Here is a 23,974-nt window from a genome sequence, read left to right on the forward strand (position 1 = left end):
ACCTCCTCTTGTTCAATAGCCTTGATCCTGTCTTGTATGATTCACTTCATTTTTCTTCTTATAAGCCTCTAATATCGAAGCTTCACTAAAGCCGAGGAGCTGACCAAGCAGGAGGAAGCTTTGGAAAAGCGCTTCGTATGTTTTTTGTACTGGTTCGGCGTAAAAAGCGCCAATTGTTTGATACAGATCCAGGAATGCATCTGTCTGATCGACTCTTTCATCAGATAGTGGTGCAGACGTATAAACAAGACCTTTATCCAGTCCGAGTGACAGGATGAAATGCAGCCCATCCACATATTCCTCCAAAATGACACTTAGCTCACTTGGACCTTTTTTGCTCCAAAATTTGAAACAGCGGGTTTCATTGGCCAATTCTCCGATTTCAACCTGAAGGGCTAGTATTTTTTTGCGGAATATATCCCCGCGATCCGCTGATTCCAGCTTATCTTCGATGTAGGCATCCAGCTCGCGCTGTTTTCTGAAAAGATATTCGTAATCCATAGTCAAGACTCCTTCTTGCGTTATTCTTATGTAGTGAGGGTATAGTAAAACGGATGAAACTTCTTCTTTAGCGTAATCGTATCTATACAAAAAGTAAAGGAGGCCTGCTCGCTATGAAGATTATTTTTCTCCTGTTGCTTGCAGGTGCGGCAATTCTTCTGTTTTACACCATCATGAAAGCAAGGAAGGACCCAGTCAATGATCCGTCCTGCCTGGATGCCGAAGAAGTAGAATACCGTGAACAATACGATCATCATTTTACGCTCAGTTACCGCGGCTATCGGATGATCGGAAAGAAATATTTGCATTCCAGGGAAGATAGCATCGAAGTGACCAAGGTTGTGATGAACGCAGTCCATCCAGATCAGCTATCCGGCTTTTCCCGAAACGATCTATATATAATGGAAGAATGTATCCTGAGCCATTTTCCTTATGCGTCCATTGAATGGAAGCAACCGATAAAAGAGCTCGTCCTGACAGAAATTTAAAAAACACTGGAGCTTGTGCAAGCACCAGTGTTTTATGCACTTTCCTTGAAAAACTCTTCCCATTTGATCGTGAATTCCTTCTTGCGCATCAGATAAATACAGATCAGAAGGATGATCATGACTCCCCCGATTGCCGCTGGCGGCAGGTATCGCAGCCAAGTCCCCGCAAAAGAATAAGCCGCAGCAAGCGGGATGCTTGATAAAAAAGAAGCTTTCCCATAAGACCTCCAGTTGCGGTTTGTCTCCATCAAGCATACGCTCAAGATGTGGAAGTGAATGAAAGGAACCAGCCGCATCAAGGCGACCTGAGAAGTTGTAAAACTCGTATGCTTGCCGATCAGCTTCTGTTTCAGCATCAGAATCCGGTTTGCCGACCTCGGAAACCGCTGAGCGATGGCATAAAACAGCAGACTGGATGCGGTAATACCAATGATAGACAGAATAGTACCGGCTACAGCACCGAACAGTATACCTCCCGAAATACACAAGAAAACGACGGGCAGAAATAAAGCAGGTCGCAGCAGATACAGGAAGATGAACAAAAGCGGGGCAAACAATCCGCCCGTTGCGACGACCGTCAACATTACCGAACCAACCTGATCCATAGCTGCTCACTCCCTCTAAGATGTCCCTAATATATATGACAGGAGACGAGCCTTTATGACAAGCACATGGCATTTATCTTTACAAGAAGTAGAGAATCAGGAGGACATGCATGGCGACAAGACATGGAAAGCCGATAACGAACGCGGTATGCTTCGTTTTATGTCGGAATATATGCATTCCGGCCCAGCCACCAAGTGCACCGCCGATGACAGCGGTGATCCAGAGCCTTCGTTCACTGATACGCCAAGCATGCATCCTTGCTCTTCGTTTATCGATTCCCATCCAGCTGAACAGCAGGATATTGACAATCAGCAGATACAGACTAATTGATGGCCACATAAAGATCCCTCTCTATATAAAAAGCCGCTATCCATGGATAGCGGCTTTTTAACTTATTTCAATGCGTCTTTTGCTTTGGAAGCAAGTTGTGCGAATGCTTTTTCATCAGAGATTGCAAGCTCAGAAAGCATTTTGCGGTTCACTTCGATACCAGCAAGTTTAAGACCGTGCATCAAACGGCTGTAAGAAAGATCGTTCATACGTGCAGCAGCGTTGATACGTGCGATCCATAGTTTACGGAAGTCACGTTTTTTCTGTCTGCGGTCACGGTATGCATACTGACCGGATTTGATTACTTGTTGTTTTGCAGTTTTGAATAGTGCATGTTTCGCACCGTAATAACCTTTAGCTAACTTAAGAACGCGTTTACGACGCTGACGCGTTACTGTTCCACCTTTTACACGTGGCATAGTATTCCCTCCTATAGGACAAATAAGTCTTGAAATTTATTATTTAGGTAGCATTTGTTTGATACGTTTAAGATCACCAGCAGAAACAAGTGCATCTTTGCGAAGCTTGCGTTTCTGTTTAGTGGATTTATTGGCAGCCAAGTGGCTAGTGTAACCGTGGTTACGGCTTACTTTTCCAGAACCTGTTTTTTTGAAACGTTTAGCAGACCCGCTGTGGGTTTTCATTTTTGGCATCGTATTTCCTCCTTATATCCTTCGGCTTACTGCTTCTCTACTGTCGGTGCTAGCATCATGAACATGCTGCGGCCTTCCATTTTTGCTTTCATTTCGACCGTTGCGACGTCCTTGCACTCTTCCGCCAGCTTCTCGAGAACTTGTTGGCCTAATTCTTTATGCGTAATGGCACGTCCGCGGAAACGAACGGAAGCCTTTACTTTATCGCCTTTTTCAAGAAACTTACGCGCATTGCGAAGTTTTGTATTGAAGTCGTGATCCTCGATACCAGGGCTCAAGCGAACTTCTTTCACGTTGATTACTTTCTGGTTCTTACGCGCTTCTTTTTCTTTCTTCTGTTGTTCGAAGCGGTATTTACCATAGTCCATAATCCGGCACACTGGTGGTTTTGCGTTTGCAGCCACAAGCACCAAATCAAGATTTCTCGTCTGAGCGATTTCTAATGCTTCCTGACGGGATTTAACGCCAAGCTGGTCACCGTTTGAATCAATGAGTCGAACCTCACGTGCACGAATTTTCTCATTGACATTCATTTCTTTGCTAATAATCATCCACCTCCAGGATATTTTGGGAAACTTATGATCGGGGACAAGATATCCGCCGCTTATCAGTTAAACACAGTTGTAAAAAAGCATAAAAAAAATGCCGGTACGCATACGGCACCCACACTTGTCCTAAAACACTGTTTATCAAAACCTGCCAACTGCCAAGCGGCGTCAATCAGGTGAGAAGTGGGTACTTCTGCTTGTCTCAGATCACATATTTATTTCACTTTTACAATCTTATCATAGCTGATGTATGCTGTCAATCATATTGAAGCCCATTAATCCTGCTCAACTAATGTAACACATTCTTCAGATGCTGACAACCTCCCGTTTTAAAATAATATACGTGGAACTTATTCCCCTACTGCTTCGTAAGTAAACAAAGAGGTGATTAATACATGCAAAAACAGCTCAACATACCGATTACCCGCGGCGAAAAAGTCTGGGATGCCATCGGAATCGGCGGATATATTTTTACAGTCCTTTACTTGATTACAATCTGGCGGCAGCTGCCTGAACAAGTGCCTCTCCACATGGGACTGACCGGACACGTCGATGACTGGGCGGCAAAAGAAAGCCTGCTTCTCCTCCCCGCTCTAAGTATCATTATGTTCACCCTTTTACACCTATTGGGGAAATATCCTCATATCCACAATTACCCGAAACGACTGAATGACGAAAACGCGGCTGCATTTTATCAGCAAAGCCGGATGATGCTGAATAAGGTGAAGAATATTTGTGTACTGGTCTTTTGTTTCATTGAAGTGGAATTCAGTATGATAGCTTTAGGCTGGATTAACGATGGTAGTGGGTGGACAATGATAATTATATTACTTGCAGTTTTTTATCCTATTGTCGAAGGTATGATGAAGCAGCGTAAAATAAAGTGATCAGATAGAAGCAAACTGCTGACTAGAAAGGTAAAGCACATTTTGCCATCATAACTGCTTTACTATTAAAATTGTTTCATTCCTAATTCATAAAAAAGCGCATGCAAATCTACTACCCTTCTGATTTGATTTAATCGCTCGTACAAACCGATAAACTCCAAGTAAAAAGAAAATAAAAAAGCAGAAGCAGCAATCCTTTTTACCCTCATCCAAATACCATTGAACAAATATAATAGCATCCCTATAATAATAACCATAAAGCCTGAAACTCTTTAGCCCCGTTAAATATTCAGCTTACAATTCACCTTATCAAACACAAAAAATCCTTTCACCACAACAATAGTGATGAAAGGATTTTTATTATTATTTACGTAATACGCGATTAGCTACTTCGTCTTTAATTTCTGCAACGAAAGCCTTGAGATCTTTTGTTTCAGACTGCTTTTCTCCGTAACGGCGGATGTTTACCGCTTGGTCGCTTACTTCCTGGTCGCCGACAACGATTTGGAATGGAATCTTCTGTACTTGTGCTTCGCGGATCTTGTAGCCGATCTTTTCTTCACGCTCATCCACTTGCACACGGATTCCTTCCATACGGAGGGCATCCTCCACTTGACGTGCATATGCCAAATGCGCTTCAGGAGAAACCGGGATGATTTTCGCCTGTACTGGTGCAAGCCATGTCGGGAAGGCACCTTTGTATTCTTCGATCAAGAAGGCAACGAAACGTTCCATTGTCGATACGACACCGCGGTGGATAACGACTGGACGATGTTCTTTACCATCTTCACCGATGTAAGTAAGGTCGAAACGTTCCGGCAAGTGGAAGTCCAATTGCACAGTGGACAATGTCTCATCTTTACCAAGGGCAGTCTTCACCTGTACGTCCAGCTTCGGACCATAGAATGCCGCTTCGCCTTCTGCTTCTACATAATCAAGCTCTAGATCTTCCATTGTTTCTTTCAGCATGGCTTGTGCTTTATCCCACATTGCATCATTGTCTACATACTTTTCTTTATCTTCTGGATCGCGGTAAGAAAGACGGAAGTGATAATCCTCGATACCGAAGTCTTTGTACACAGCTTGTACAAGGTTGACGACACGGATGAACTCATCTTTCAATTGATCCGGGCGTGCGAAGATATGTGCATCATTCAATGTCATTGCACGAACGCGCTGCAAGCCGGCAAGGGCTCCGGACATTTCATGACGATGCATGGTTCCAAGTTCTGCAATACGGATCGGCAGGCTGCGGTAGCTGTGCAGTTCATTTTTGTACACCATCATATGATGCGGGCAGTTCATCGGACGAAGCACTAGGTCTTCATTGTCCATTTCCATTGGCGGGAACATATCATCTTTGTAATGATCCCAGTGTCCGCTTGTTTTATAAAGATCTACACTGCCCAGTACTGGTGTATAGACGTGATCATAGCCAAGTTTCTCTTCCAAATCGACGATGTAGCGCTCGATTGTGCGGCGGATTGTCGCACCTTTTGGCAGCCAAAGCGGCAAACCTTGTCCGACTTTTTGATTGACAGTGAACAATTCAAGTTCTTTACCTAATTTGCGATGGTCGCGTTCTTTTGCTTCCTCCAGCATTTTCAAATGATGATCCAGCTCGTTTTTCTTCTCAAAAGCAGTACCGTAAATACGCTGCAGCATTTTGTTATTGCTGTCGCCTCTCCAGTAGGCGCCGGAAATGCTAAGCAGCTTGAACACTTTGATTTTGCCTGTGGATGGAACATGGATTCCGCGGCATAGGTCGAAGAATTCGCCTTGCTCATAGATTGTTACATCTTGATCTTCTGGAATGGCATCGATTAATTCCAGTTTCAATTCATCACCGATTTCACGGAACATTGCTTTTGCTTCTTCACGACTGACAACCTTGCGGACGATCGGAAGGTTTGCATCAACGATTCGCTGCATTTCTTTTTCGATTTTCGGAAGGTCTTCCGGAGTGATGGAAACTTCCAGATCCATATCATAATAGAAGCCATTTTCGATTACCGGCCCTACACCGAATTGTACGTTTCCGTAAATGCGTTTCACTGCTTGCGCAAGCAAATGTGCAGCAGAGTGACGCATGATTTCCACGCCTTGTTCCTGTTTGAGAGTGATGATTTCGATTGCACCGCCGTTTGGCAATGGAGTGCGCAAATCGAATGCAATGCCGTCGACATTGACTGCGATTGCCTGCTTTTTCAAACCTGATGAAATCGAGCCTGCGATATCTTCACCAGTTGTGCCAGCAGGAAACTCTTTTTTTGCTCCATCTGGGAAAATGAATTCTAATACTTCTGCCATTGTTCTTTCCTCCTAAATATAAAAAGCCCGTCCCTTTGCACAGTATACGTGTGCAAAGGGACGAGCGTTCGTCTCGTGGTTCCACCCTAATTCCCGGCAATGTTCACCGGCTCAAGGATCTGTAACGCAGATCAGACGCCGCCGGTTTCCTTTCGTCCCCCGGCAGAGCTGTAAAAGGCGGTAACAGCAAAGCTTGTGCAGGAAGCTTTCAGCCCAGGCTTCCCTCTCTATGAGCGCAAACGGTATTGCTGTCATGTCCTTTATTGTCGCTTCTTGATATAAAGTAAGTATAAGCGCTAAAGCGGGAAAATGCAAGGACATGCTAAAACAAGGAGAAAGGAAATTGATGCAAGGGAAGATACGCGGCTCTTTCCTGAAAAATATTAATGATTGTGAGTGTTTTTGGTTCAGAAGGATGATCGCCATATAAATAGATCTTCTGCGGAGACATGGCAATCAGCGGTGTTATGTTTTTTTCTTGTTTGCCGATCCCAGCAAGGAATAACGGCTCTTCCTCTGCGAACGCAGCGATTTCCTCATCGGAAAAATGAGTACCATCGTCCTTATAAAAGGTAAAATCACGACCTTGTATGACATGTATAACGAAGGAGGAATTAATTGGCTTTTTCCCGATATACTCCCGCAGCGATTCCACATACATCTGATATTCTTCTTCCCGCTTGTACTCTTCTATCGCATCACCGACTATTTCGATCAACGCCTCTCTGTATCCATTGCTGCGAAATTGAATGACTGCATCAAAAAACACCCTGATATGCTTGGCAGCGATTTCCTGAAAAGCCTGGGTAATCTGCTGACGGGACATGCTTGGCTCTTTTGCCTCTTCTTCGTACATATCTCCCACGATTATCGTATGTGTCAATTCAGCTATACGTTTTATCGCTTCTTCATCCTTATAATAATAGACATCCTTGGCAATTTGCTTGATCCATTCCGTCTCTCGATGATGCAGGAATGTTTCCACCAAGGCCATCGCAATCCGCCTGTGATAGCCATCATGAACTGTCGCCACATACCCCCACCGGGCATCTTCATCCACATACACTTGTTTTGTCCCATCCAGCATAGCCAGGCATGAACAGAATGTATCCATCTCTTTTTTTGATTTGATAAACACTTTACGCAATATCAACCACCCTCGCCACTATCAACTGTTACATTATATGGGCGCAGAATGGAAATATGAGCCTAAAAAAAGACAAGCCAGTTTTGGCTTGTCTAAAAAATCAATCGTTTCTTCTATTTTTTCCGAATAAAGGCACCTCGGTTGCGACTCGTTTGATCCTTTCCATGATTCTGCCAGCTTTCACACGTTCCACATCACCGCGATTGGTCGTGGCAATCTGCTGCTCCAGCTGCGCTATGGAATAATTGGATGTGAAGAAGACCGGCAGCCGCTCCATCATCCGATAATGAAGGATGGATCCAAGTATCTCATCCCGGAACCAAGCCGACTGTGATTCAGCACCAATATCATCGAGCATCAATACTGGTGTCTTCTTGAACAGCTCGACTTTCTCATTGACAGAGTCGTCTTTAAGGGATGCTTTCATTTCACGGACAAACTCAGGCATATAAATAAGCATACTGGAGATGTTCCGTTCGGCCAGATAATTGGCGATGGCTCCAAGGAAATATGTTTTACCCACGCCAAATGGTCCGTAAAAATACAGACCCTTCTCAGGGATGGCAGCATCTGTCTGCTGAAGGAACTGCAACGTCTTCAGAATGGCCTGCTGCCGTTCTGGATCACCATGATCAAGCATTTCTGTCGTTGCCTCCAGTATATCCTTTGGCATGTACAGGCTATTGATCCGTGCTTCTTGCTTCTGCCGCTCTTCATGCTGCAGGCGGGAGTGGCATTTGTCGTAGGCAAGACGAATGGCATTCCCCTCCACTTCGAGCGTCGGCGTATAGCCATTCAGGATATTCCGGCATTCCCCAAGCGACGGACAGTCCTGGCATTGCTTGGATTGTGTCGTATATTCGTAAAGACGCATCAGATTACGCTGGATATCCTGTTCGGTCAGCTGCGGATTTGCTTCCAGCACCGCTTTGACCTCTGGATCCTGCCTTACTTGCTGCTGCATACGCTCAAAATTCTCTTTAAAATTGCTGTTTTCCTGCATCCACTTCCGTAAGGATGCTTGAATGGGTTCCATGCGTGCCCCCCTTCCTGCTATCTCTTTAGACTCGATGCTTATTTGCATTGAACTGCTTGAGCATTTCTGCTACATCCGTATCTGGCACGGCTGTACTGGCAGGTGCTTCTGCCTTGTCTTTTTGGTCGAACCACTCCGGGACAACTTCCGCCCGCCCCGCCGTCTTCCTTCTTGCTGCGGGTTGGTTCGTGCTGCTCGCTGTGTTCCACGGCTGGTTGCTGCTCTTGGCAAGCTCCATTGCTTCCCGGACAGTACTTACTTTTTTACGGGCCCAATGCGCGGCAATTTTCTCCATATAAGCTTTCGATAGCTTCATATCGGACTTTAGCAGCACATAATAAACGAGCACATTCATGATGCCTGGCGCCATGCCTTGCTCTGCCATCACATCACGAATGATTTTCAAATCGGCAGCCGCTGCTGTCCCGTTACCGGATATATCCTCCAACAGCTGCTTTGGAGATATCGTCTCCAGCAGCTGGATGAGCTGTTCTTGTTTGGTTGAAGCATGCAGTTCCTGCTTGGCGTCTTTTTGCGGGAGCTCCATGACTTTTTTCTCGGCTGTCTTCGGCCGGGCCAAAAACAGGTCATGACAAGCTACTTTGAACTCTGCCGGAATTAACTCATGCTTATCCGATACAGCCCAAAGCAAAGCCTTGTCCAGTTCATGGGAGGTCAGGCTGTACAGGACTGCCATCGATTCAAGCAGTTTTCGATTCCTGGGTGTAAGAATCACTTCCGGGTCGAGCATCCGCTGTTTCAGCGATTGACGCAGCCACTCGAAATCGACTACGTCGGCTTCGATGGAAGGGCCCCGCTTTTGGTCTGAAGCGCTTGATGCTGTCACCAGCGGCTGAACAGTCCGCTTCGTCAGCTGGCCTGCCGAAAAGACAGCCTCGAACGATGCAGTGATCTCTTCGGCCTCTTCAGGCAATTCTTCCTCTTTGATAAAGAGACTACGCATCTGCTTGAATCTGCTTTCTCCTAATTGGTGGTACAAAAGCTGGGACAGCATGTCATCCTGGAAGAAGGCATCCGGTGAAAACGGTGCATACAGATCGTATGTATACACGTTTTCTTCCCCTTGCTTTTGAAACGTTCGAATAAGACCGATTGCCTCCAGCTGCAGCCTTGCTTCATATAATTGATCCATCGGTATATCCAGCAGTGTCATCAGCATATGATGTGTTTTCGGTTCACAAGTGCCATGATGAACGACATATTCATTGACAAGCGTCTGATACAAAGACACCGCCTGTATCCCGAGCAGCGGCTGATACAAATGAGTCAATGCCACCGAGTAGACTTCCGGGAATGCTGACTTCATCCGGATCATATAACCATCAGCCGGCAGAAGCTTCCCGATATGCTGACTGTTCATACAATCTGTCCTTTCCTTCTTGCAAACTATTACTCTTTCTTATCTGTTTTGATCAAGTCCTTCAACTCTTCCAGGAAGACGCTGATATCCTTGAACTGACGGTAAACAGATGCAAAACGTACATAGGCCACTTCATCCACTTCCGACAGATGTGCCATGACCATTTCGCCGATCTCCTTGCTTTGTACTTCGGATGTACCGCTGTTACGCAGTTCCTTCTCGACATCCGCTACGATATATTCAATCTGCTCCAATGCAACCGGGCGTTTTTCACAAGCTTTGATCAAGCCCCGCATGAGCTTTTCTTTGCTGAATTCTTCACGCGTCCCTTCCTTTTTCACGACTATCAGCGGTGTCGCTTCGATACGTTCAAACGTGGTGAAGCGAAAGCCGCAGTCTTCACATTCCCTGCGTCGTCGGATGGAACGCCCTTCCTCGATGGGACGGGAGTCTAATACTTTTGTGCTTTTATATTGGCAGTTTGGACATCTCATGCCGATCCACCCCATTACCTCCGCAAGCCTCGACAGGCTTCGCGCATTTGCGACACTTCCGTATCGTCTTTTTCCTATTCTACCACGATTCAAGTGAAAAATCGAAGCGTTCTTCGTTCCAACAAAAAAAGGCAGCCGAGGGCTACCCTTTCCATTTACGCAGTGCCAACACTGCATTATGGCCGCCGAAACCAAAACCGTTCGACAGCGCAACGGACAATTCCTGCTCCACTGCTTCATTCGGTACATAAGACAAATCGCAGTCCGGATCAGCATCCCGATAATTGATCGTCGGCGGTACGATGCCATCGCGCAGTGCTTTCAATGTGATGATCGCCTCAACAGCTCCAGCTGCACCGAACAAATGACCTGTCATCGATTTCGTCGAGCTTATAAGCAATTCGCTTGCTTTATCCCCGAATACTTCCTTGATTGCTTTTGTTTCTACTTTATCGCCTTCTGGCGTACTTGTGGCATGGGCATTGATATAATCCACGTCCCCAAGCTCTATGTCAGCCATTTGCATCGCCAGTTTCATGGCACGTGCTGGGCCAAGATAGTTAGGCGCTGTAATATGATGCGCGTCTGTCGTAGAGCCATACCCCACTATTTCGCCAAGGATGGTTGCGCCCCGTTTTTGTGCATGCTCAAGCTCTTCCAACACAAGGATGCCCGCTCCTTCCGACATGACGAATCCATCACGATTGGCATCGAATGGGGAACTTGCAGTCCCAGGTGTATCATTTTGCGTGCTCATTGCCCGCATTTTTGTAAAACCGGCATAAGCGAATGGCGTAATCGATGCTTCCGCTCCGCCAGCAAGAATGGCGTCTGCATAACCATGCTTGATATTAAGGAAAGCTTCCCCGATAGCATGGTTACCTGTCGCACAAGCAGATACCGGGGCAAAGCTAGGTCCACTGAATCCGGTTTTTATGGAGACGATCCCTGCCGCCATGTTGCTGATCATCATCGGCACCATGAACGGGGAAACACGCCGAGGTCCTTTTTCGATCATCGTCTGATGGTTATCTAAAATTGTATTCACACCGCCGATACCGGAACCGATGTATATGCCGACTCGCTCGGGGTTCACTGTTTCGGCCGACAGCTTTGCTTGTTCCATCGCTTGGACAGCTGCACCGTAAGCAAATTGACTGTAGAGGTCATACCGTTCGATTTCCTTTTTATCAAGATATTGCTCCGGATCAAAACCACTGGCGGTCCCGCCTATCTGCGAAGCTATACCAGCAAATTTTTCCGGATCAAGTTTCTTGATACCAGACTTACCGGCCTTGATATTATCCCAAAAAGTTTCCACATCCGCCCCAAGCGGTGTGACAGCTCCATATCCAGTAACTACAACACGTTTATCCAAAAACATACCTTCTTTCTAGCAGTAACTATTAGTACCTGCTATTATATCGGAAGTCAAAATAAAAAGCGACCTTAAGCTATTCATCCTTATGTATGTTTCCCACTTTCCCAATCCGGATACTGCCTGCATTTTGATTACATTAGAAAACCCTGCCTCAAATGAGAGCAGGGTTGATTGTACCAATATCAATGTGATTTCGGCTGTACTGCCACAGGACCCATGCCCCGCGGAAGCTCGGCTTTCTCACATGTCTTAGCTTCAAGTGCGTCAATTATAAAATCAGTAGCTACGTTCGGGTCAATGATGTTGCCACAAGTATAAACATCAATGCTGGCGTAACCATGTTCCGGAAAACTATGGATTGTCAAATGCGATTCGGAGATGATGACCACTCCGCTCACACCATGTGGTGCAAATTTGTGGAACGCAACCTCCCGTACTTCAGCTCCTGACTTCAATGCTGCATCAACGAAAATTTGCTCGATCAGCTGCATATCGTTCAGTTTTTCAGTGTTACAATCCCATAATTCCGCAATGACATGTCTTCCCATTGTATCCAATATACTTCCCCCTTTTGAATATTTACCTAAAAAATAGATGCGTGAATTGCCACGGGGGAAAGTTAGTCCTAAGAGGTCCTAACCCTTTAAGCAGTCACTTAATGCATAAATCCTTCAGGAAAACATTTTTGAAAATATGCTTGTATGCAGCAATGAATGCATGCAAAAAGTAGTATATAGTGTTTGTACCCGTTTGGCAAGCATACGTTCAAAAATAAACCAAGAGGGAAATTAATTTAGATGACTTCCGCTCGCTCTGCTTTGACAAGACCGCTGCCGACTAGCTGAGCCAGATCGACCACTCGGCAGGAATAGCCCCATTCATTATCATACCAGGCAATTACTTTTATTTTTTTCCCTTCCATCACGATCGTCGATAATCCATCGATTGTCGCCGATTGCGGCGTCGTCGTGTAATCGATGGAAACGAGCGGTTCTTCACTATAGGATATGATACCTCGCATATCCGTCTCTGCAGCCGCACGGAATGCATCATTGACTTGTTCTGCTGTAACAGTCTCTTCCACATCCACCACCAAGTCAACAAGCGAGACATTCGGAGTCGGAACACGCAAAGCCATCCCATGCAGCTTGCCCTTTAAATGCGGCAGTACTTCTGCAAGTGCTTTGGCTGCTCCTGTCGTTGTCGGGATGATCGATTGTGTACAGCCCCTTGCCCTGCGGAGATCTTTATGCGGATTATCAATATTCTTCTGGTCATTTGTGAAGGAATGAACCGTCGTCATCAGACCATTTTTGATTGTGAATCGCTCATCCAGTACTTTGACGACAGGTGCAAGGCAATTCGTCGTACAAGATGCATTGGAAACAATGTTATGCAATTCGCTTTCGTAGATTCGATCATTGACACCGATTACAATCGTAGCGTCCACGTTTTTTCCCGGGGCTGTTATGACAACCTTCTTTGCTCCTGCATCCAAATGCGCAGAGGCTGCTTCCTGGGAACAGAATTTCCCGGTTGCTTCGATAACGACGTCCACTCCAAGCTCCTCCCATGGCAGCTGCTTTGGATCACGCTCTCCTACGACACGGATTTTTTTTCCTTCATATACTATCGCATCTGCTTCTGCGGAAATCGCACTCTTCAAATTACCGTGTACACTGTCATAACGCAAAAGGTGGGTAAGCGTCTCTGCCGGGTAGGAAGCATTCACTGCCACAATTTCCAAATCAGGCATTTCCATCGCTTGTCTGCATACCAATCGCCCAATTCTGCCAAATCCATTAATCGCGATACGTGTTGTCATTATTTTGCCTCCTTTAATATGTTACACTATATTGAAAATATCTAAAAATAGTATAACACATTAAAAGAAAAATGCGAACAATAAAGGAGCCCTTTTTAATGGGCTCCTTCTATAATGTTCCACGATGTCAAAAGCTGCTTCAGCTGCTTTTTCGTATCCTCTTTGCTTCCATTATTATCGATGATTGCATCAGCCCGGGCGACTTTGTCAGCCAATGGCATCTGGCTTGCGATCCGGTCCAACGCTTCCTGTTCCGTCAAGTTATTACGATGCATCAGCCGCTCCAACTGGACTTCAAAATCGACTGAAACTACGACAACTTTGTCGACTAGATGCAATTGGTTGCCTTCAAACAAAAGCGGAATATCAAGAACGACTGCTGGATGCAAGGGTTTGAGCCGATCACGCTCAGCAGTCATCCTTTCTCTGACGACAGGATGTACAATTCCGTTCAAGGTCTCCCGTTTACCTGGATCAGGGAAAATGATGCTGCCCAGCTTCGGCCGATCCAGCGTCCCATCCGGAAGCAGGATTTCCGCTCCAAACGCTTCGACAATGGCAGCCAAGGCCGGCTCACCGGGCTCGACGACTTCCCTGGCGACTACATCAGCATCGATGACCGGAATATCGTATTCCCTGAACAACTCGCTTACTGTACTTTTTCCGGATGCAATGCCTCCGGTCAGTCCGATTACAATGCCCATGGCTGGATCCTCCTTCATTGCTGACAAGCTGTGCAGATATGTGTGCCTCTCCCGCCGACTTTGATTTTGATGATTTCCCTGCCGCAGTTCGGGCATGGCGTTCCTTGCTGGCTGTACACGAGCAATTGTTTCTGGAATGTACCTATTTTTCCTTGGCTGTTCACATAACTCCGGATCGTACTGCCGCCTTTTTCGACTGCTTCCAGCAATGTCTCAGCAGCAGCTTGCTGGATGCGGACTAATTCTGTATCCTCAATCGACGAACCGCGACGTTCCGGATGCACACCCGCTTTGAAAAGCGTTTCATCTACATAAATATTACCCAACCCAGCCACCACCGACTGATCAAGCAAAATATTTTTGATCATCCGGCTGCTTCGCTGTACCTTTTCCTTGAAATAATCCAAAGTAAAAGATTCGTCAAAAGGCTCTGGTCCCACCAAGGTCAGCGGTGGTGCGTCATATTCCTGTCCTTCCTTGAACAAATGCATCGTACCGAATTTACGGACATCATTATAGCGAAGCTGTTCCCCATTCGTCAGGTGGAAAATGACATGGGTATGCTTGTCATCCGGCTCCGTTTCCCGCTTGACGGAGAACTTCCCTTCCATCCGTAAGTGGGAAACAAGTACATCTCCATCCAAATAGAACATGAGAAATTTCCCTTTGCGGCCGATAGATCGGAAAGTCTGTCCTTTCAGCCGCTCTATGAAACGATCTGTGCCTTCATCGAATTTTATGATTTTAGGCCAGCGGACAGTGATATCTTCAATCGTCTTATCGACGACAAGCTGTTCAAGTGTCCTCCTGGCTGTTTCTACCTCTGGTAATTCTGGCATTCCTTGTCCTTCTTTCCGTGCTTATTTCGCGTCGTACCATGTTTTGCCGTATGCATATTCCACTTTAAGCGGCACATCCAGCTCTACTGCATGTTCCATGACATCCGGCACGATCTCCTTCAATTTCTCGATTTCCGATTCAGGAGCTTCCAAAATCAATTCATCATGCACTTGCAGGAGAAGTTTCGCTTCCAGCTGCTCTTCTTCCAAGCGTGCCGCCAAATCGATCATCGCCTTTTTAATGATGTCTGCCGCACTGCCCTGGATCGGCGTATTCATCGCTGTACGCTCGGCAAAGCTGCGCACATTGAAATTCCGGCTGGTCAGATCCGGTAAATAGCGTCTGCGGTTCATGATGGTTGTAACAAATCCTTTTTGTTTGGCATCCTGAACGATATCTTCCATATACGTTTTCACGCCTGGGAAGCTCTTAAGATAACGATCGATGAACTGCTGCGCTTCCTTGCGCGTGATTCCAAGACTTTGGGATAATCCATAATCGCTGATACCATATACGATTCCAAAATTGACTGCCTTCGCCTGGCGACGCATATTGCTCGTGATATCCTTCTCTTCGACGTGGAAAACATCCATCGCTGTCCGGCTGTGAATATCCATATCTGCATTGAATGCCTCGATCAATTTTTCATCTTTGGCAATATGTGCCAGCACACGCAGTTCGATTTGGGAATAATCGGCGGCAAAAATGACCGACTCCTCTTTTGATGGAACAAAAGCTTGTCTGATTTTCCGCCCTTCTTCCAGTCTGATAGGGATATTCTGCAAATTCGGCTCCGTCGAGCTCAATCGTCCGGTTTGTGTCAATGCTTGATTGAAGCGGGTATGAATTTTATTCGTTTCCTTGTCCACAACCTTGAGCAGACCTTCGATATAAGTGGATTGAAGCTTGCCTAGTTGACGGTACAACAGCAGCTGCTGGATGATCTCATGCTGATCTGCAAGCTGTTCCAATACATCTGCTGATGTAGAGTATCCTGTTTTCGTCTTTTTGATGACCGGCAACCCGAGCTTCTCAAACAGGATCGGTCCTAGCTGCTTCGGTGAATTCAAATTGAACTCCTCACCAGCTAGTTCATATACCTTTTGTTCGATTTCAGCGAGTCTGCCGGCAAGCTCTTCTTTCATCTCCTTGATACGATCCACATCCACCTGCACCCCGAGATATTCCATTTCGCCAAGAATGGCAGCTAGCGGCATCTCCAGGTTAAGGAACAGGTCGAGCTGTTCGTAACCTGAAAGCTTTTCCTCTGCCTCCGGCTTAAGTTTGTAGATGACCATCGCTTTCCGGCCAAGATGCTCACTGAATGCATTCAAATCCGGCACCTTCATCTTCGCACCTTTTCCATATACTTCTTCATCATATAAAACATCATTTTCGCCGAGACGATGTCCGATTGCCGGGATGTCATGATGATTTTCGGATGGATTGATCAAGTAAGACGCCAAGAGTAAATCAAAATTGGCATTCTCCAATGTTATGCCATGATGCAGCAATGCTACGACTGATCGCTTCACATCAAAAACCCATTTCGCTTTGGAGCCATCCTGCGCCCAAGCTTTAAATACATCGGATTCATACGCGACCTCCGAAGGAATGAAATAAGCACCGTTCTCATTGGCAAGACCGAAGCCTTCGATTTGCGCAGTATGATAGTTATCCGTCAGCATTTCGACGACAAGCGCATCCTCACCTGTGAATAGATCCTCCGTAACCTCTTCCACAATCGTCACATCAAGCGGTGACAGCTCTTCTGACACTTCCTCCGGCGCGCCTTCCTCACCAATCCTGCCCAGCAGCGACTGGAAGCCCAAATCTTTGAAAATCGCACTGACAGATGCGCTTTGATAGCCATCGTAGTTGATTTCGCCAAGGCTCACTTCGATCGGTGCCTCTGTTTCGATTGTTGCCAGCTCCCGACTCATGAACGCCGATTCTTTATTGTCAGTAAGCTTTTGCTTGATGCTCTTCCCTGATACATCATCCAGCTGCTCATAAATGCTATCAAGTGTTTGGAACTGTTTCAGCAGTTTAACTGCCGTTTTTTGCCCGACGCCGGGAACACCAGGTATATTATCGGAGCTGTCACCCATGAGTGCTTTCATGTCGACGATCTGTTCAGGCGTTACTTCCATGTTTTCAAGCAGGAACTCCGGCGTATAAGAATCGATTTCGCTTATGCCTTTCCGTGTAAGCTGTATCGTCGTCTTATCACTAACAAGCTGCAGCAAATCCTTGTCTCCGGAAATGACTTTGATTTCGAAGTCATCCGCTTCTGCCTGCTTCGCCAAAGTTCCGATGATATCATCGGCTTCGTATTGGTTCAGTTGATAATGTTTGATTGAGAAAGCATCCAGTAATTCACGCAGCAGCGGGAATTGTTCCGATAACTCGGGTGGAGTTTTCTGACGGCCACCTTTGTATTCTTTATATGTTTCATGACGGAAAGTCGTCTTGCCAGCATCGAAAGCGACCAGCATATGTGTCGGCTTTTCATTTTCCAATATTCGGAGCAGCATCGTTGTAAATCCATAAATGGCATTTGTATGGATGCCTTTGTCATTATTTAATAATGGCAGGGCAAAAAATGCCCGATAAGCAATGCTGTTACCATCGATCAAAACCAATTTATTCGTCATACTTCAAACTCCTTTATCGTCGTTCCAGTATCTTTTCATTAGTTTACCATGTTTCCACGCTGAAACAAAAAAGATCGTCCAGCTGGACGATCTTAGCCGAGTGCCTTTGGCAGCCGGATGGAAAAGGTGGTGCCTTTATTCACTTCACTGCTTACCGTAATCATTCCATCATGTGCCTCGACTACATGTTTAACGATGGCAAGTCCCAGTCCCGTTCCTCCGGTATTACGGCTGCGTGCCTTGTCGACACGATAAAAACGCTCAAAAATTCGATCGATTGAACTCTCTGGAATCCCGATTCCCGTATCCGATATCTCGGCAAACACTGCATCATTCGATTGTGTCACCTTCAGCTTGACCTTCCCATTTGGCGGTGTATAGTTGACAGCATTATTCATCAAGTTGATCACAAGCTGCTTCAGCCGGTCCTCATCACCACGCATAATGACACTGTCGGGAAGCTCCAACTCCACATCAATCTGCTTGCTTGCAGCATGCTGTTCGATCATCGGCATGATCGTATCAACCATTGTACTGAAATCGAGTCTTTCCACCTTCACCTGAAGTTCATCTTTTTCCAGACGCGAGAGCTCAAGTAAATCCTTCACCAAAGCCTGCAGGCGCTGACTTTCATTATTGATGATCGTAATGAAGCGCTCCGTAAGGTCTTTATCATCCAAAGCACCTTCTTCCAGCAATGTTTCAGAAAAGCCGCGTATCGATGTGAGTGGTGTTTTCAATTCATGCGAGACATTGGCTACGAAGTCCTTACGCATCTCTTCGACCCGTTTCAAATCCGTGATCTCATAAAATACAAGTACAGCACCCTTCAAATCATAGGAGTCATTGAAAATTGGTGCTGCAACGATATCGAAGAAACGCTTTTCTTTTTCACGCTGAAGCGTGAAAGCATCACGTACCTTTTCTTCATAAAGAAACGCCTCAGAAACGACATGATGGATATTGCTTTGGGAAATCGTGTCATGGTATACATGGCCGATATAATCCTTGTCCTTCCCACCGAAAACGGATAAGAACTTCCGATTGACCAAATGCACATATCCGCGTTCATCAACGAGCATCAAGCCACTTTCCATGTTGTCGATCACTGTCTCCAGCTGATCTTCCTGCATCTTCTCCAGAAGCTCCAGCTCATGCAAATTGCGCGCGATTTGATTCACCGAGCGGATCAGCCTGCCGGCATCTCCGTAAAAATTTTCATAATTCCTAGCCTTATAGTTCCCCTTCACAAGCTCCTCCGCCACTTCGGCAGTCATGGACACAGGTTTGATATAGCGTTCCTGAATTCGGTATAAGACGGAAATGATGAGTGCCGCACCAATGAGCAGGACACCCCAGAGAATAAACCACTCATCGGTGATTTGCATAAGGATAAAACCGATTGCCGCAAAGATCAGCAGGATGAGCGATCCATAGACGGCAATCCCATAAGAGCTGCGACGCATTACTGCGGCTCCTCCATCTTATAGCCCAAACCGCGAATGGTCTTGATATATACAGGATGTTTGGAGTCAGGTTCGATTTTTTCACGAAGATGGCTGATATGTACATCCACGATTCGCGTATCCCCAACGAAGTCATAATTCCACACGGAGCTCAGAAGCTGATCACGTGACATGACACGCCCCTTGTTTTTCGCCAGATACAGTAAAAGCTCAAATTCCTTGCGAGTAAAACTCAAGGATTCCCCATTAATGGATGCTTCATATTGATCCGGGAAGATGGATAATCCCGAAATCTTGATTTCGCCGCTTTCCATATAATTATCACTCTTATTGGTACGACGCAAGATAGCCTTGATCCGAGCAACAACCTCTTTCGGGCTGAATGGCTTCGTGAGATAATCATCCGCACCAAGCTCGAGTCCAAGCACTTTGTCCAATTCCTCATCACGCGCTGTAAGCATGAGGATCGGTGTGTCAATCTGTTTCTGCCGCAGCTGCTTGCAAACTTCTGTCCCGTCCAATTCCGGCAGCATCAGATCAAGGACGATCATATCGTATGTATTCTGCAATGCCTTCTGCAATCCAGTCAGGCCGTCGAAGGCTGTTTCCGTTTCAAACCCAGCTCTTTCTATATTGAATTGCAGTAAAGTTACGATGGATTCTTCATCATCAACAATAAGTACTTTTTGTGCCATGGATACTAGCCCCCTCTATGCAACATCATACCTTTTTCCAACTGTAAAGTGAACCTTGCCAATTCGCTTTCTCTGTTAAGAGTTTGTAAATATAAAAAAGCCGCTACCATAACGATAACTTTCCATCGTCAGCAGAAATGGAATCGGGCGGCTGATTAGCCTCCCGTGCCGGCTTGCTTTGGCGTTTCACCAATGCCCTTCCCGGAATGCTGCAGTAGCAAGAAATCGCATGAAATAGTTTTATATTTATTGAGGAGTCTCCGTCACATTTCCTTTCGATAAAACGGATAAATTCACCTTTCGTTCATGCAGCTTGGCTTATGTGTAAATAATCCCCAGAACGCCACCCTATTCTTTTAACATTATTTACATCAGAAAAAATCCGAACTTAGTCAAATTCTTTATATAAGAATTTACAACATAGTCCGGATTTTTCTGAGACCGACATACTTATTCCAGTCTCATCGATATGTTATTGAAGAACGGTCATGACTTTGCGTACGGATTCAACCGACTTATCGAGCTGCGATTTTTCATCATCCGTAAGCTCTAGCTGGATAACATCTTCCAGTCCATTGCCTCCGATGATCGTCGGCACTCCAAGAAATAGATCGTTGTAGCCATACTCCCCTTCCAAGTAAGCAATGGAAGGAATGACACGGCGCTGATCTTTCAGGATAGCTTCCACCATGACGAGAAGCGAAGCTGCCGGTGCATAATAAGCACTTCCGTTTCCTAGCAAGTTGACGATTTCACCGCCGCCTTTGCGCGTGCGTTCGACAATGGCATGGAGGCGATCTTCAGGAATCAATGTTTCAAGCGGAATGCCTCCTGCATAGGAGTAACGGATGAGCGGCACCATGTCATCCCCATGTCCGCCTAGGACGAAGCCAGTGATGTCTTTGACAGATAGGTTGAGCTCTTCCGCTACGAATGTACGGAAACGGGCTGTATCAAGAACACCGGACTGACCGATTACACGGTTGCGCGGGAATCCGGATGTTTTGTACACCGTATATGTCATCGCATCGACCGGGTTAGTAAGTACGACAATGATGCTGTTCGGTGAATACTTCACAACTTGTTCCGTAACGGATTTCATGATCTTGCTGTTCGTATTCACAAGATCATCCCGGCTCATACCAGGTTTGCGGGCGATACCTGCAGTGATGACGACCACATCGGAATCCTCTGTGTCGGCATAGTCTGCTGTACCCTTCACATGTGCATCAAAGCCCTGTACCGGAGATGCTTCCAGCATATCCAATGCCTTACCTTTCGTTGGATCTTCCATGTCCGGAATGTCGACTAACACGACATCCGCAAGCTCTTTCTGTGCGATCAGGAATGCTGTTGTAGCCCCTGTGAAACCACTGCCGATTACAGATACTTTTCTACGCTTGATTGCCATGATGTTTCCTCCTTTGACACATTAGTCCATATTTTTAATCAGTTCATCACCAAATTCGGACGTCTTCACTTCCGTAGCACCGTCCATCAATCGAGCGAAGTCATACGTGACAACTTTGGAAGCGATCGTTTTATCCATAGCTTTCGTGATCAAATCTGCCGCTTCTCTCCAACCCAAGTGCTCAAGCAGAAGCACTCCGGAAAGGATGACAGAAGATGGGTTCACTTTATCCAAACCAGCATACTTCGGTGCTGTACCATGTGTCGCTTCAAAGATGGCGTGACCTGTTTCATAGTTGATATTCGCTCCTGGAGCGATACCGATACCGCCGACTTGTGCAGCAAGTGCATCAGAAATGTAATCTCCATTCAAGTTCATCGTCGCCACTACGTCAAATTCTGCAGGACGAGTCAAGATCTGCTGAAGGAAGATATCTGCAATCGCATCTTTGATGACGATCTTGCCAGCCGCTTCGGCTTCCTGCTGTGCTTTGTCAGCAGCTTCACGGCCTTGGTCTTCGGCAATCTTATCATACTGCTGCCATGTGAATACCTTATCTCCGTATTCAGCTTCAGCTAGTTCGTAACCCCAGTTTTTGAAGGCGCCTTCGGTGAATTTCATGATGTTGCCTTTATGAACCAGTGTCACACTTTTTCTGTTTTCCTGGATTGCGTAATCAATCGCTGCGCGCACCAGTCGCTTTGTTCCTTCTTCCGATACTGGCTTGATGCCGATACCGGATGTTTCCGGGAAGCGAATTTTATGTACTCCCATTTCATTTTCAAGAAAATCGATGACTTTTTTCACTTCCGGTGAACCCTTCTGCCATTCGATACCAGCATAGATATCTTCCGTATTCTCGCGGAAGATCACCATATCTGTATCCTCTGGCTTCTTCACTGGTGAAGGAACACCTTTGAAGTAGCGGACCGGACGTAAGCAAGTAAACAAATCAAGCTCTTGTCTTAGCGCTACGTTCAATGAACGGATACCGCCGCCAACCGGCGTTGTCAATGGACCCTTGATAGCAATCTTATATTCGCGGATCACATCAAGTGTTTCTTCCGGGAGCCATTCGCCTGTCTTATCGAATGCTTTCTGACCTGCATAAACTTCTTTCCATTCAATCGACTTCTCGCCTTTGTAAGCCTTATCCACTGCAGCCTCGAGTACACGGCTTGCGGCAGCCCAAATATCAGGACCTGTTCCATCTCCTTCGATGAAAGGGATGACCGGACGGTCTGGTACTTGCAACGCTCCGTTTGTTACTGTGATTTTGTTTGCTTCAGCCATGTTCGATTCCTCCTAAATAAAATCTGATACTCTATCAGTTTAGCAAATATTGGCCACTATGGTTGTAAAATTATTAGACTCTTTCTTCTAATGGTGTATACGTGCGATGTGTTTCCCCGACATATTCGGCCCGCGGGCGAATTAGACGGTTATCTGAGTACTGCTCCAAGATATGCGCGATCCATCCTGAGAAACGGCTCACCGTGAAAATTGGTGTATAAAGATCATGATCGATTCCCAAGCTGTAATAAACAGTTGCGGAATAGAAATCGACGTTAGCTGGAAGATTCTTTTCGCGCTTGACGATATCCTCTACCTTTATGCTCATCTCATACCATTTCGTCTGACCGGAGATTTCTGTAAGTTCACGAGACATTTCTTTAAGGAATTTCGCACGGGGATCACCTGCTTTGTAAACACGATGTCCCATACCCATGATCTTCTCTTTGTTTGCAAATTTCTTTTCAAGATATGCTTCCACATTCTCGACTTCGCCAATGTCGAACAGCATTTCCATCACTGCCTCGTTTGCGCCGCCGTGAAGCGGTCCTTTCAATGCACCGATAGCTGCTGTTAGGCCGGAATACATATCGGACAACGTACCGACACAGACACGCGCTGTAAATGTAGATGCATTCAATTCATGGTCTGCATGAAGTACAAGCGCCTTATTCATCGCTTCGACTTCGATGTCTTTCGGCTCTTGCTCATTGAACATGTACAGGAAATTCGCAGCATAGCTGTAATCTTCCCTCGGTTGCACCGGTTCCTGACCGGAACGGATACGGGAAAATGCTGCCACTAGTGTCGCAATCTGCGCTTGAAGGCGGATTGCCTTTTTCGCATTCGCTTCTGCTGTATTCACTTCTGCATCCTCATCATACAACCCCAGCAGTGAAACAGCCGTGCGAAGTGCCGCCATTGGGTGAACCGCTTTCAAATCACATGATTTCAAGTGTTCGATGACCGCTTCCGGAAGCTTTGCCTGCGCAGCCAATTCCCCTTTCAGCTGTGCAAGCTGCTCCTCAGTCGGCAGCTCACCATGCCATAACAAATAAATTACTTCCTCGAAACTGGAATTACTAGCAAGATCGTCGATGCTATAACCGGCATATGTCAACTGATCATCGATGATCGAACTGATCTTGGATTCTGCCGCTACAACACCTTCAAGCCCCTTAACTACTGCCATGTTAATCTCTCCCCTTTAGTAAAAGTCAAAACGCTAACATGTGTAATAAAAAATTCAAGTTGCTAGATATTTGAGTGAAGCACTTTCATTATAAACATAATATTTGAGTTTGTGAAATGAAAACGTTTT

At 46.0% G+C, this 23,974-nt stretch carries 24 protein-coding genes and 1 other annotated feature; of the genes, 2 read left to right on the forward strand and 22 right to left on the reverse strand.

The window, feature by feature from the left end:
• Nucleotides 1-12: 12 nt before the first annotated feature.
• Nucleotides 13-501: a dUTP diphosphatase gene (locus AB1K91_RS09845; protein ID WP_413089642.1), complete on the reverse strand. Its 489-nt coding sequence runs from the start codon at nucleotides 499-501 to the stop codon at nucleotides 13-15.
• A 113-nt stretch (nucleotides 502-614) separates the two neighbouring features.
• On the opposite strand from AB1K91_RS09845, the gene AB1K91_RS09850 reads away from it, so the two are divergent.
• Nucleotides 615-989, forward strand: a complete 375-nt coding sequence (locus AB1K91_RS09850) for a hypothetical protein (RefSeq protein WP_413089643.1) — start codon at nucleotides 615-617, stop codon at nucleotides 987-989.
• Between the two features lie 32 nt (nucleotides 990-1,021).
• Here the strand turns inward: AB1K91_RS09850 and AB1K91_RS09855 are convergent, their stop codons facing one another.
• From AB1K91_RS09855 to infC, 5 genes are all read right to left on the reverse strand, one after another.
• Nucleotides 1,022-1,594 carry a TVP38/TMEM64 family protein gene (locus AB1K91_RS09855; RefSeq protein ID WP_413089644.1) on the reverse strand — a complete coding sequence of 191 codons (573 nt, stop codon included), beginning with the start codon at nucleotides 1,592-1,594 and terminating at the stop codon, nucleotides 1,022-1,024.
• 79 nt (nucleotides 1,595-1,673) lie between these two features.
• Nucleotides 1,674-1,934 carry a DUF1294 domain-containing protein gene (locus AB1K91_RS09860; RefSeq protein WP_413089646.1) on the reverse strand — a complete coding sequence of 87 codons (261 nt, stop codon included), beginning with the start codon at nucleotides 1,932-1,934 and terminating at the stop codon, nucleotides 1,674-1,676.
• Between the two features lie 53 nt (nucleotides 1,935-1,987).
• On the reverse strand, nucleotides 1,988-2,344 hold the full coding sequence (gene rplT / locus AB1K91_RS09865) for a 50S ribosomal protein L20 (RefSeq protein ID WP_093728218.1): 357 nt from the start codon (nucleotides 2,342-2,344) through the stop codon (nucleotides 1,988-1,990).
• Between the two features lie 39 nt (nucleotides 2,345-2,383).
• Nucleotides 2,384-2,578 carry a 50S ribosomal protein L35 gene (gene rpmI / locus AB1K91_RS09870; protein ID WP_093728217.1) on the reverse strand — a complete coding sequence of 65 codons (195 nt, stop codon included), beginning with the start codon at nucleotides 2,576-2,578 and terminating at the stop codon, nucleotides 2,384-2,386.
• Between the two features lie 26 nt (nucleotides 2,579-2,604).
• Nucleotides 2,605-3,111, reverse strand: coding sequence for a translation initiation factor IF-3 (infC, locus tag AB1K91_RS09875; protein ID WP_413089749.1), 507 nt, complete (start codon nucleotides 3,109-3,111; stop codon nucleotides 2,605-2,607).
• Nucleotides 3,112-3,208: 97 nt separating this feature from the next.
• Nucleotides 3,209-3,331 (reverse strand) — a sequence feature (ribosomal protein L20 leader region).
• A 190-nt stretch (nucleotides 3,332-3,521) separates the two neighbouring features.
• On the opposite strand from infC, the gene AB1K91_RS09880 reads away from it, so the two are divergent.
• Nucleotides 3,522-4,013, forward strand: a complete 492-nt coding sequence (locus AB1K91_RS09880) for a DUF1648 domain-containing protein (protein WP_413089647.1) — start codon at nucleotides 3,522-3,524, stop codon at nucleotides 4,011-4,013.
• A gap of 363 nt (nucleotides 4,014-4,376) precedes the next feature.
• On the opposite strand, the gene thrS is transcribed toward AB1K91_RS09880, so the two are convergent.
• The 16 genes from thrS to citZ all read right to left on the reverse strand — a co-directional run bounded on the left by thrS (nucleotide 4,377) and on the right by citZ (nucleotide 23,845).
• Nucleotides 4,377-6,323: a threonine--tRNA ligase gene (gene thrS / locus AB1K91_RS09885; RefSeq protein ID WP_413089648.1), complete on the reverse strand. Its 1,947-nt coding sequence runs from the start codon at nucleotides 6,321-6,323 to the stop codon at nucleotides 4,377-4,379.
• A gap of 322 nt (nucleotides 6,324-6,645) precedes the next feature.
• Nucleotides 6,646-7,461: a sporulation protein YtxC gene (ytxC, locus tag AB1K91_RS09890; protein ID WP_413089751.1), complete on the reverse strand. Its 816-nt coding sequence runs from the start codon at nucleotides 7,459-7,461 to the stop codon at nucleotides 6,646-6,648.
• 109 nt (nucleotides 7,462-7,570) lie between these two features.
• On the reverse strand, nucleotides 7,571-8,506 hold the full coding sequence (gene dnaI / locus AB1K91_RS09895) for a primosomal protein DnaI (protein ID WP_413089649.1): 936 nt from the start codon (nucleotides 8,504-8,506) through the stop codon (nucleotides 7,571-7,573).
• A gap of 25 nt (nucleotides 8,507-8,531) precedes the next feature.
• Nucleotides 8,532-9,887, reverse strand: a complete 1,356-nt coding sequence (locus AB1K91_RS09900) for a replication initiation and membrane attachment family protein (protein ID WP_413089650.1) — start codon at nucleotides 9,885-9,887, stop codon at nucleotides 8,532-8,534.
• Between the two features lie 29 nt (nucleotides 9,888-9,916).
• Nucleotides 9,917-10,381 (reverse strand): transcriptional regulator NrdR, encoded by a 465-nt coding sequence (gene nrdR, locus AB1K91_RS09905; protein ID WP_093728210.1) that lies wholly within the window; start codon nucleotides 10,379-10,381, stop codon nucleotides 9,917-9,919.
• A 142-nt stretch (nucleotides 10,382-10,523) separates the two neighbouring features.
• Nucleotides 10,524-11,759, reverse strand: a complete 1,236-nt coding sequence (gene fabF, locus AB1K91_RS09910) for a beta-ketoacyl-ACP synthase II (protein ID WP_413089651.1) — start codon at nucleotides 11,757-11,759, stop codon at nucleotides 10,524-10,526.
• A 185-nt stretch (nucleotides 11,760-11,944) separates the two neighbouring features.
• Nucleotides 11,945-12,319 carry an adenosylmethionine decarboxylase gene (gene speD, locus AB1K91_RS09915; RefSeq protein WP_093728208.1) on the reverse strand — a complete coding sequence of 125 codons (375 nt, stop codon included), beginning with the start codon at nucleotides 12,317-12,319 and terminating at the stop codon, nucleotides 11,945-11,947.
• Nucleotides 12,320-12,555: 236 nt separating this feature from the next.
• The gene (locus AB1K91_RS09920) at nucleotides 12,556-13,587 is read right to left on the reverse strand and encodes a glyceraldehyde-3-phosphate dehydrogenase (protein WP_413089653.1); all 1,032 of its coding nucleotides are present in this window, start codon (nucleotides 13,585-13,587) and stop codon (nucleotides 12,556-12,558) included.
• A gap of 95 nt (nucleotides 13,588-13,682) precedes the next feature.
• Nucleotides 13,683-14,291, reverse strand: a complete 609-nt coding sequence (gene coaE / locus AB1K91_RS09925; protein ID WP_413089655.1) for a dephospho-CoA kinase — start codon at nucleotides 14,289-14,291, stop codon at nucleotides 13,683-13,685.
• Between the two features lie 14 nt (nucleotides 14,292-14,305).
• A complete protein-coding gene (gene mutM, locus AB1K91_RS09930) occupies nucleotides 14,306-15,130 on the reverse strand; it encodes a DNA-formamidopyrimidine glycosylase (RefSeq protein ID WP_413089657.1) in 825 nt (274 codons plus the stop codon).
• Between the two features lie 21 nt (nucleotides 15,131-15,151).
• Complete coding sequence (polA, locus tag AB1K91_RS09935) at nucleotides 15,152-17,788, reverse strand: DNA polymerase I (protein ID WP_413089659.1); 2,637 nt, start codon at nucleotides 17,786-17,788, stop codon at nucleotides 15,152-15,154.
• 92 nt (nucleotides 17,789-17,880) lie between these two features.
• The gene (gene pnpS, locus AB1K91_RS09940) at nucleotides 17,881-19,254 is read right to left on the reverse strand and encodes a two-component system histidine kinase PnpS (RefSeq protein ID WP_413089661.1); all 1,374 of its coding nucleotides are present in this window, start codon (nucleotides 19,252-19,254) and stop codon (nucleotides 17,881-17,883) included.
• Nucleotides 19,254-19,949: a response regulator transcription factor gene (locus AB1K91_RS09945; protein WP_093728202.1), complete on the reverse strand. Its 696-nt coding sequence runs from the start codon at nucleotides 19,947-19,949 to the stop codon at nucleotides 19,254-19,256. Before AB1K91_RS09945 ends, pnpS begins: the two co-directional genes overlap by 1 nt.
• 472 nt (nucleotides 19,950-20,421) lie before the next feature.
• The gene (gene mdh / locus AB1K91_RS09950; protein ID WP_413089663.1) at nucleotides 20,422-21,360 is read right to left on the reverse strand and encodes a malate dehydrogenase; all 939 of its coding nucleotides are present in this window, start codon (nucleotides 21,358-21,360) and stop codon (nucleotides 20,422-20,424) included.
• 21 nt (nucleotides 21,361-21,381) lie between these two features.
• On the reverse strand, nucleotides 21,382-22,653 hold the full coding sequence (gene icd / locus AB1K91_RS09955) for an NADP-dependent isocitrate dehydrogenase (RefSeq protein ID WP_413089665.1): 1,272 nt from the start codon (nucleotides 22,651-22,653) through the stop codon (nucleotides 21,382-21,384).
• Nucleotides 22,654-22,726: 73 nt separating this feature from the next.
• Nucleotides 22,727-23,845 carry a citrate synthase gene (gene citZ, locus AB1K91_RS09960; protein WP_413089666.1) on the reverse strand — a complete coding sequence of 373 codons (1,119 nt, stop codon included), beginning with the start codon at nucleotides 23,843-23,845 and terminating at the stop codon, nucleotides 22,727-22,729.
• Nucleotides 23,846-23,974: the final 129 nt, after the last annotated feature.

This window comes from Terribacillus jepli (assembly GCF_047228925.1).
Classification (GTDB): Bacteria; Bacillota; Bacilli; order Bacillales; family Amphibacillaceae; genus Terribacillus.

Bases quoted from the DNA above. Each gene is read 5' to 3' on its own strand.
- icd (WP_413089665.1), bottom strand. From the start codon at position 22,653: ATGGCTGAAGCAAACAAAATCACAGTAACAAACGGAGCGTTGCAAGTA.
- dnaI (WP_413089649.1), bottom strand. From the start codon at position 8,506: ATGGAACCCATTCAAGCATCCTTACGGAAGTGGATGCAGGAAAACAGC.
- pnpS (WP_413089661.1), bottom strand. From the start codon at position 19,254: ATGCGTCGCAGCTCTTATGGGATTGCCGTCTATGGATCGCTCATCCTG.
- polA (WP_413089659.1), bottom strand. From the start codon at position 17,788: ATGACGAATAAATTGGTTTTGATCGATGGTAACAGCATTGCTTATCGG.
- rplT (WP_093728218.1), bottom strand. From the start codon at position 2,344: ATGCCACGTGTAAAAGGTGGAACAGTAACGCGTCAGCGTCGTAAACGC.
- citZ (WP_413089666.1), bottom strand. From the start codon at position 23,845: ATGGCAGTAGTTAAGGGGCTTGAAGGTGTTGTAGCGGCAGAATCCAAG.
- mutM (WP_413089657.1), bottom strand. From the start codon at position 15,130: ATGCCAGAATTACCAGAGGTAGAAACAGCCAGGAGGACACTTGAACAG.
- nrdR (WP_093728210.1), bottom strand. From the start codon at position 10,381: ATGAGATGTCCAAACTGCCAATATAAAAGCACAAAAGTATTAGACTCC.
- AB1K91_RS09855 (WP_413089644.1), bottom strand. From the start codon at position 1,594: ATGGATCAGGTTGGTTCGGTAATGTTGACGGTCGTCGCAACGGGCGGA.
- AB1K91_RS09945 (WP_093728202.1), bottom strand. From the start codon at position 19,949: ATGGCACAAAAAGTACTTATTGTTGATGATGAAGAATCCATCGTAACT.
- AB1K91_RS09920 (WP_413089653.1), bottom strand. From the start codon at position 13,587: ATGACAACACGTATCGCGATTAATGGATTTGGCAGAATTGGGCGATTG.
- AB1K91_RS09860 (WP_413089646.1), bottom strand. From the start codon at position 1,934: ATGTGGCCATCAATTAGTCTGTATCTGCTGATTGTCAATATCCTGCTG.
- infC (WP_413089749.1), bottom strand. From the start codon at position 3,111: ATGAATGTCAATGAGAAAATTCGTGCACGTGAGGTTCGACTCATTGAT.
- mdh (WP_413089663.1), bottom strand. From the start codon at position 21,360: ATGGCAATCAAGCGTAGAAAAGTATCTGTAATCGGCAGTGGTTTCACA.
- coaE (WP_413089655.1), bottom strand. From the start codon at position 14,291: ATGGGCATTGTAATCGGACTGACCGGAGGCATTGCATCCGGAAAAAGT.
- AB1K91_RS09850 (WP_413089643.1), top strand. From the start codon at position 615: ATGAAGATTATTTTTCTCCTGTTGCTTGCAGGTGCGGCAATTCTTCTG.
- rpmI (WP_093728217.1), bottom strand. From the start codon at position 2,578: ATGCCAAAAATGAAAACCCACAGCGGGTCTGCTAAACGTTTCAAAAAA.
- AB1K91_RS09845 (WP_413089642.1), bottom strand. From the start codon at position 501: ATGGATTACGAATATCTTTTCAGAAAACAGCGCGAGCTGGATGCCTAC.
- thrS (WP_413089648.1), bottom strand. From the start codon at position 6,323: ATGGCAGAAGTATTAGAATTCATTTTCCCAGATGGAGCAAAAAAAGAG.
- AB1K91_RS09900 (WP_413089650.1), bottom strand. From the start codon at position 9,887: ATGAACAGTCAGCATATCGGGAAGCTTCTGCCGGCTGATGGTTATATG.
- AB1K91_RS09880 (WP_413089647.1), top strand. From the start codon at position 3,522: ATGCAAAAACAGCTCAACATACCGATTACCCGCGGCGAAAAAGTCTGG.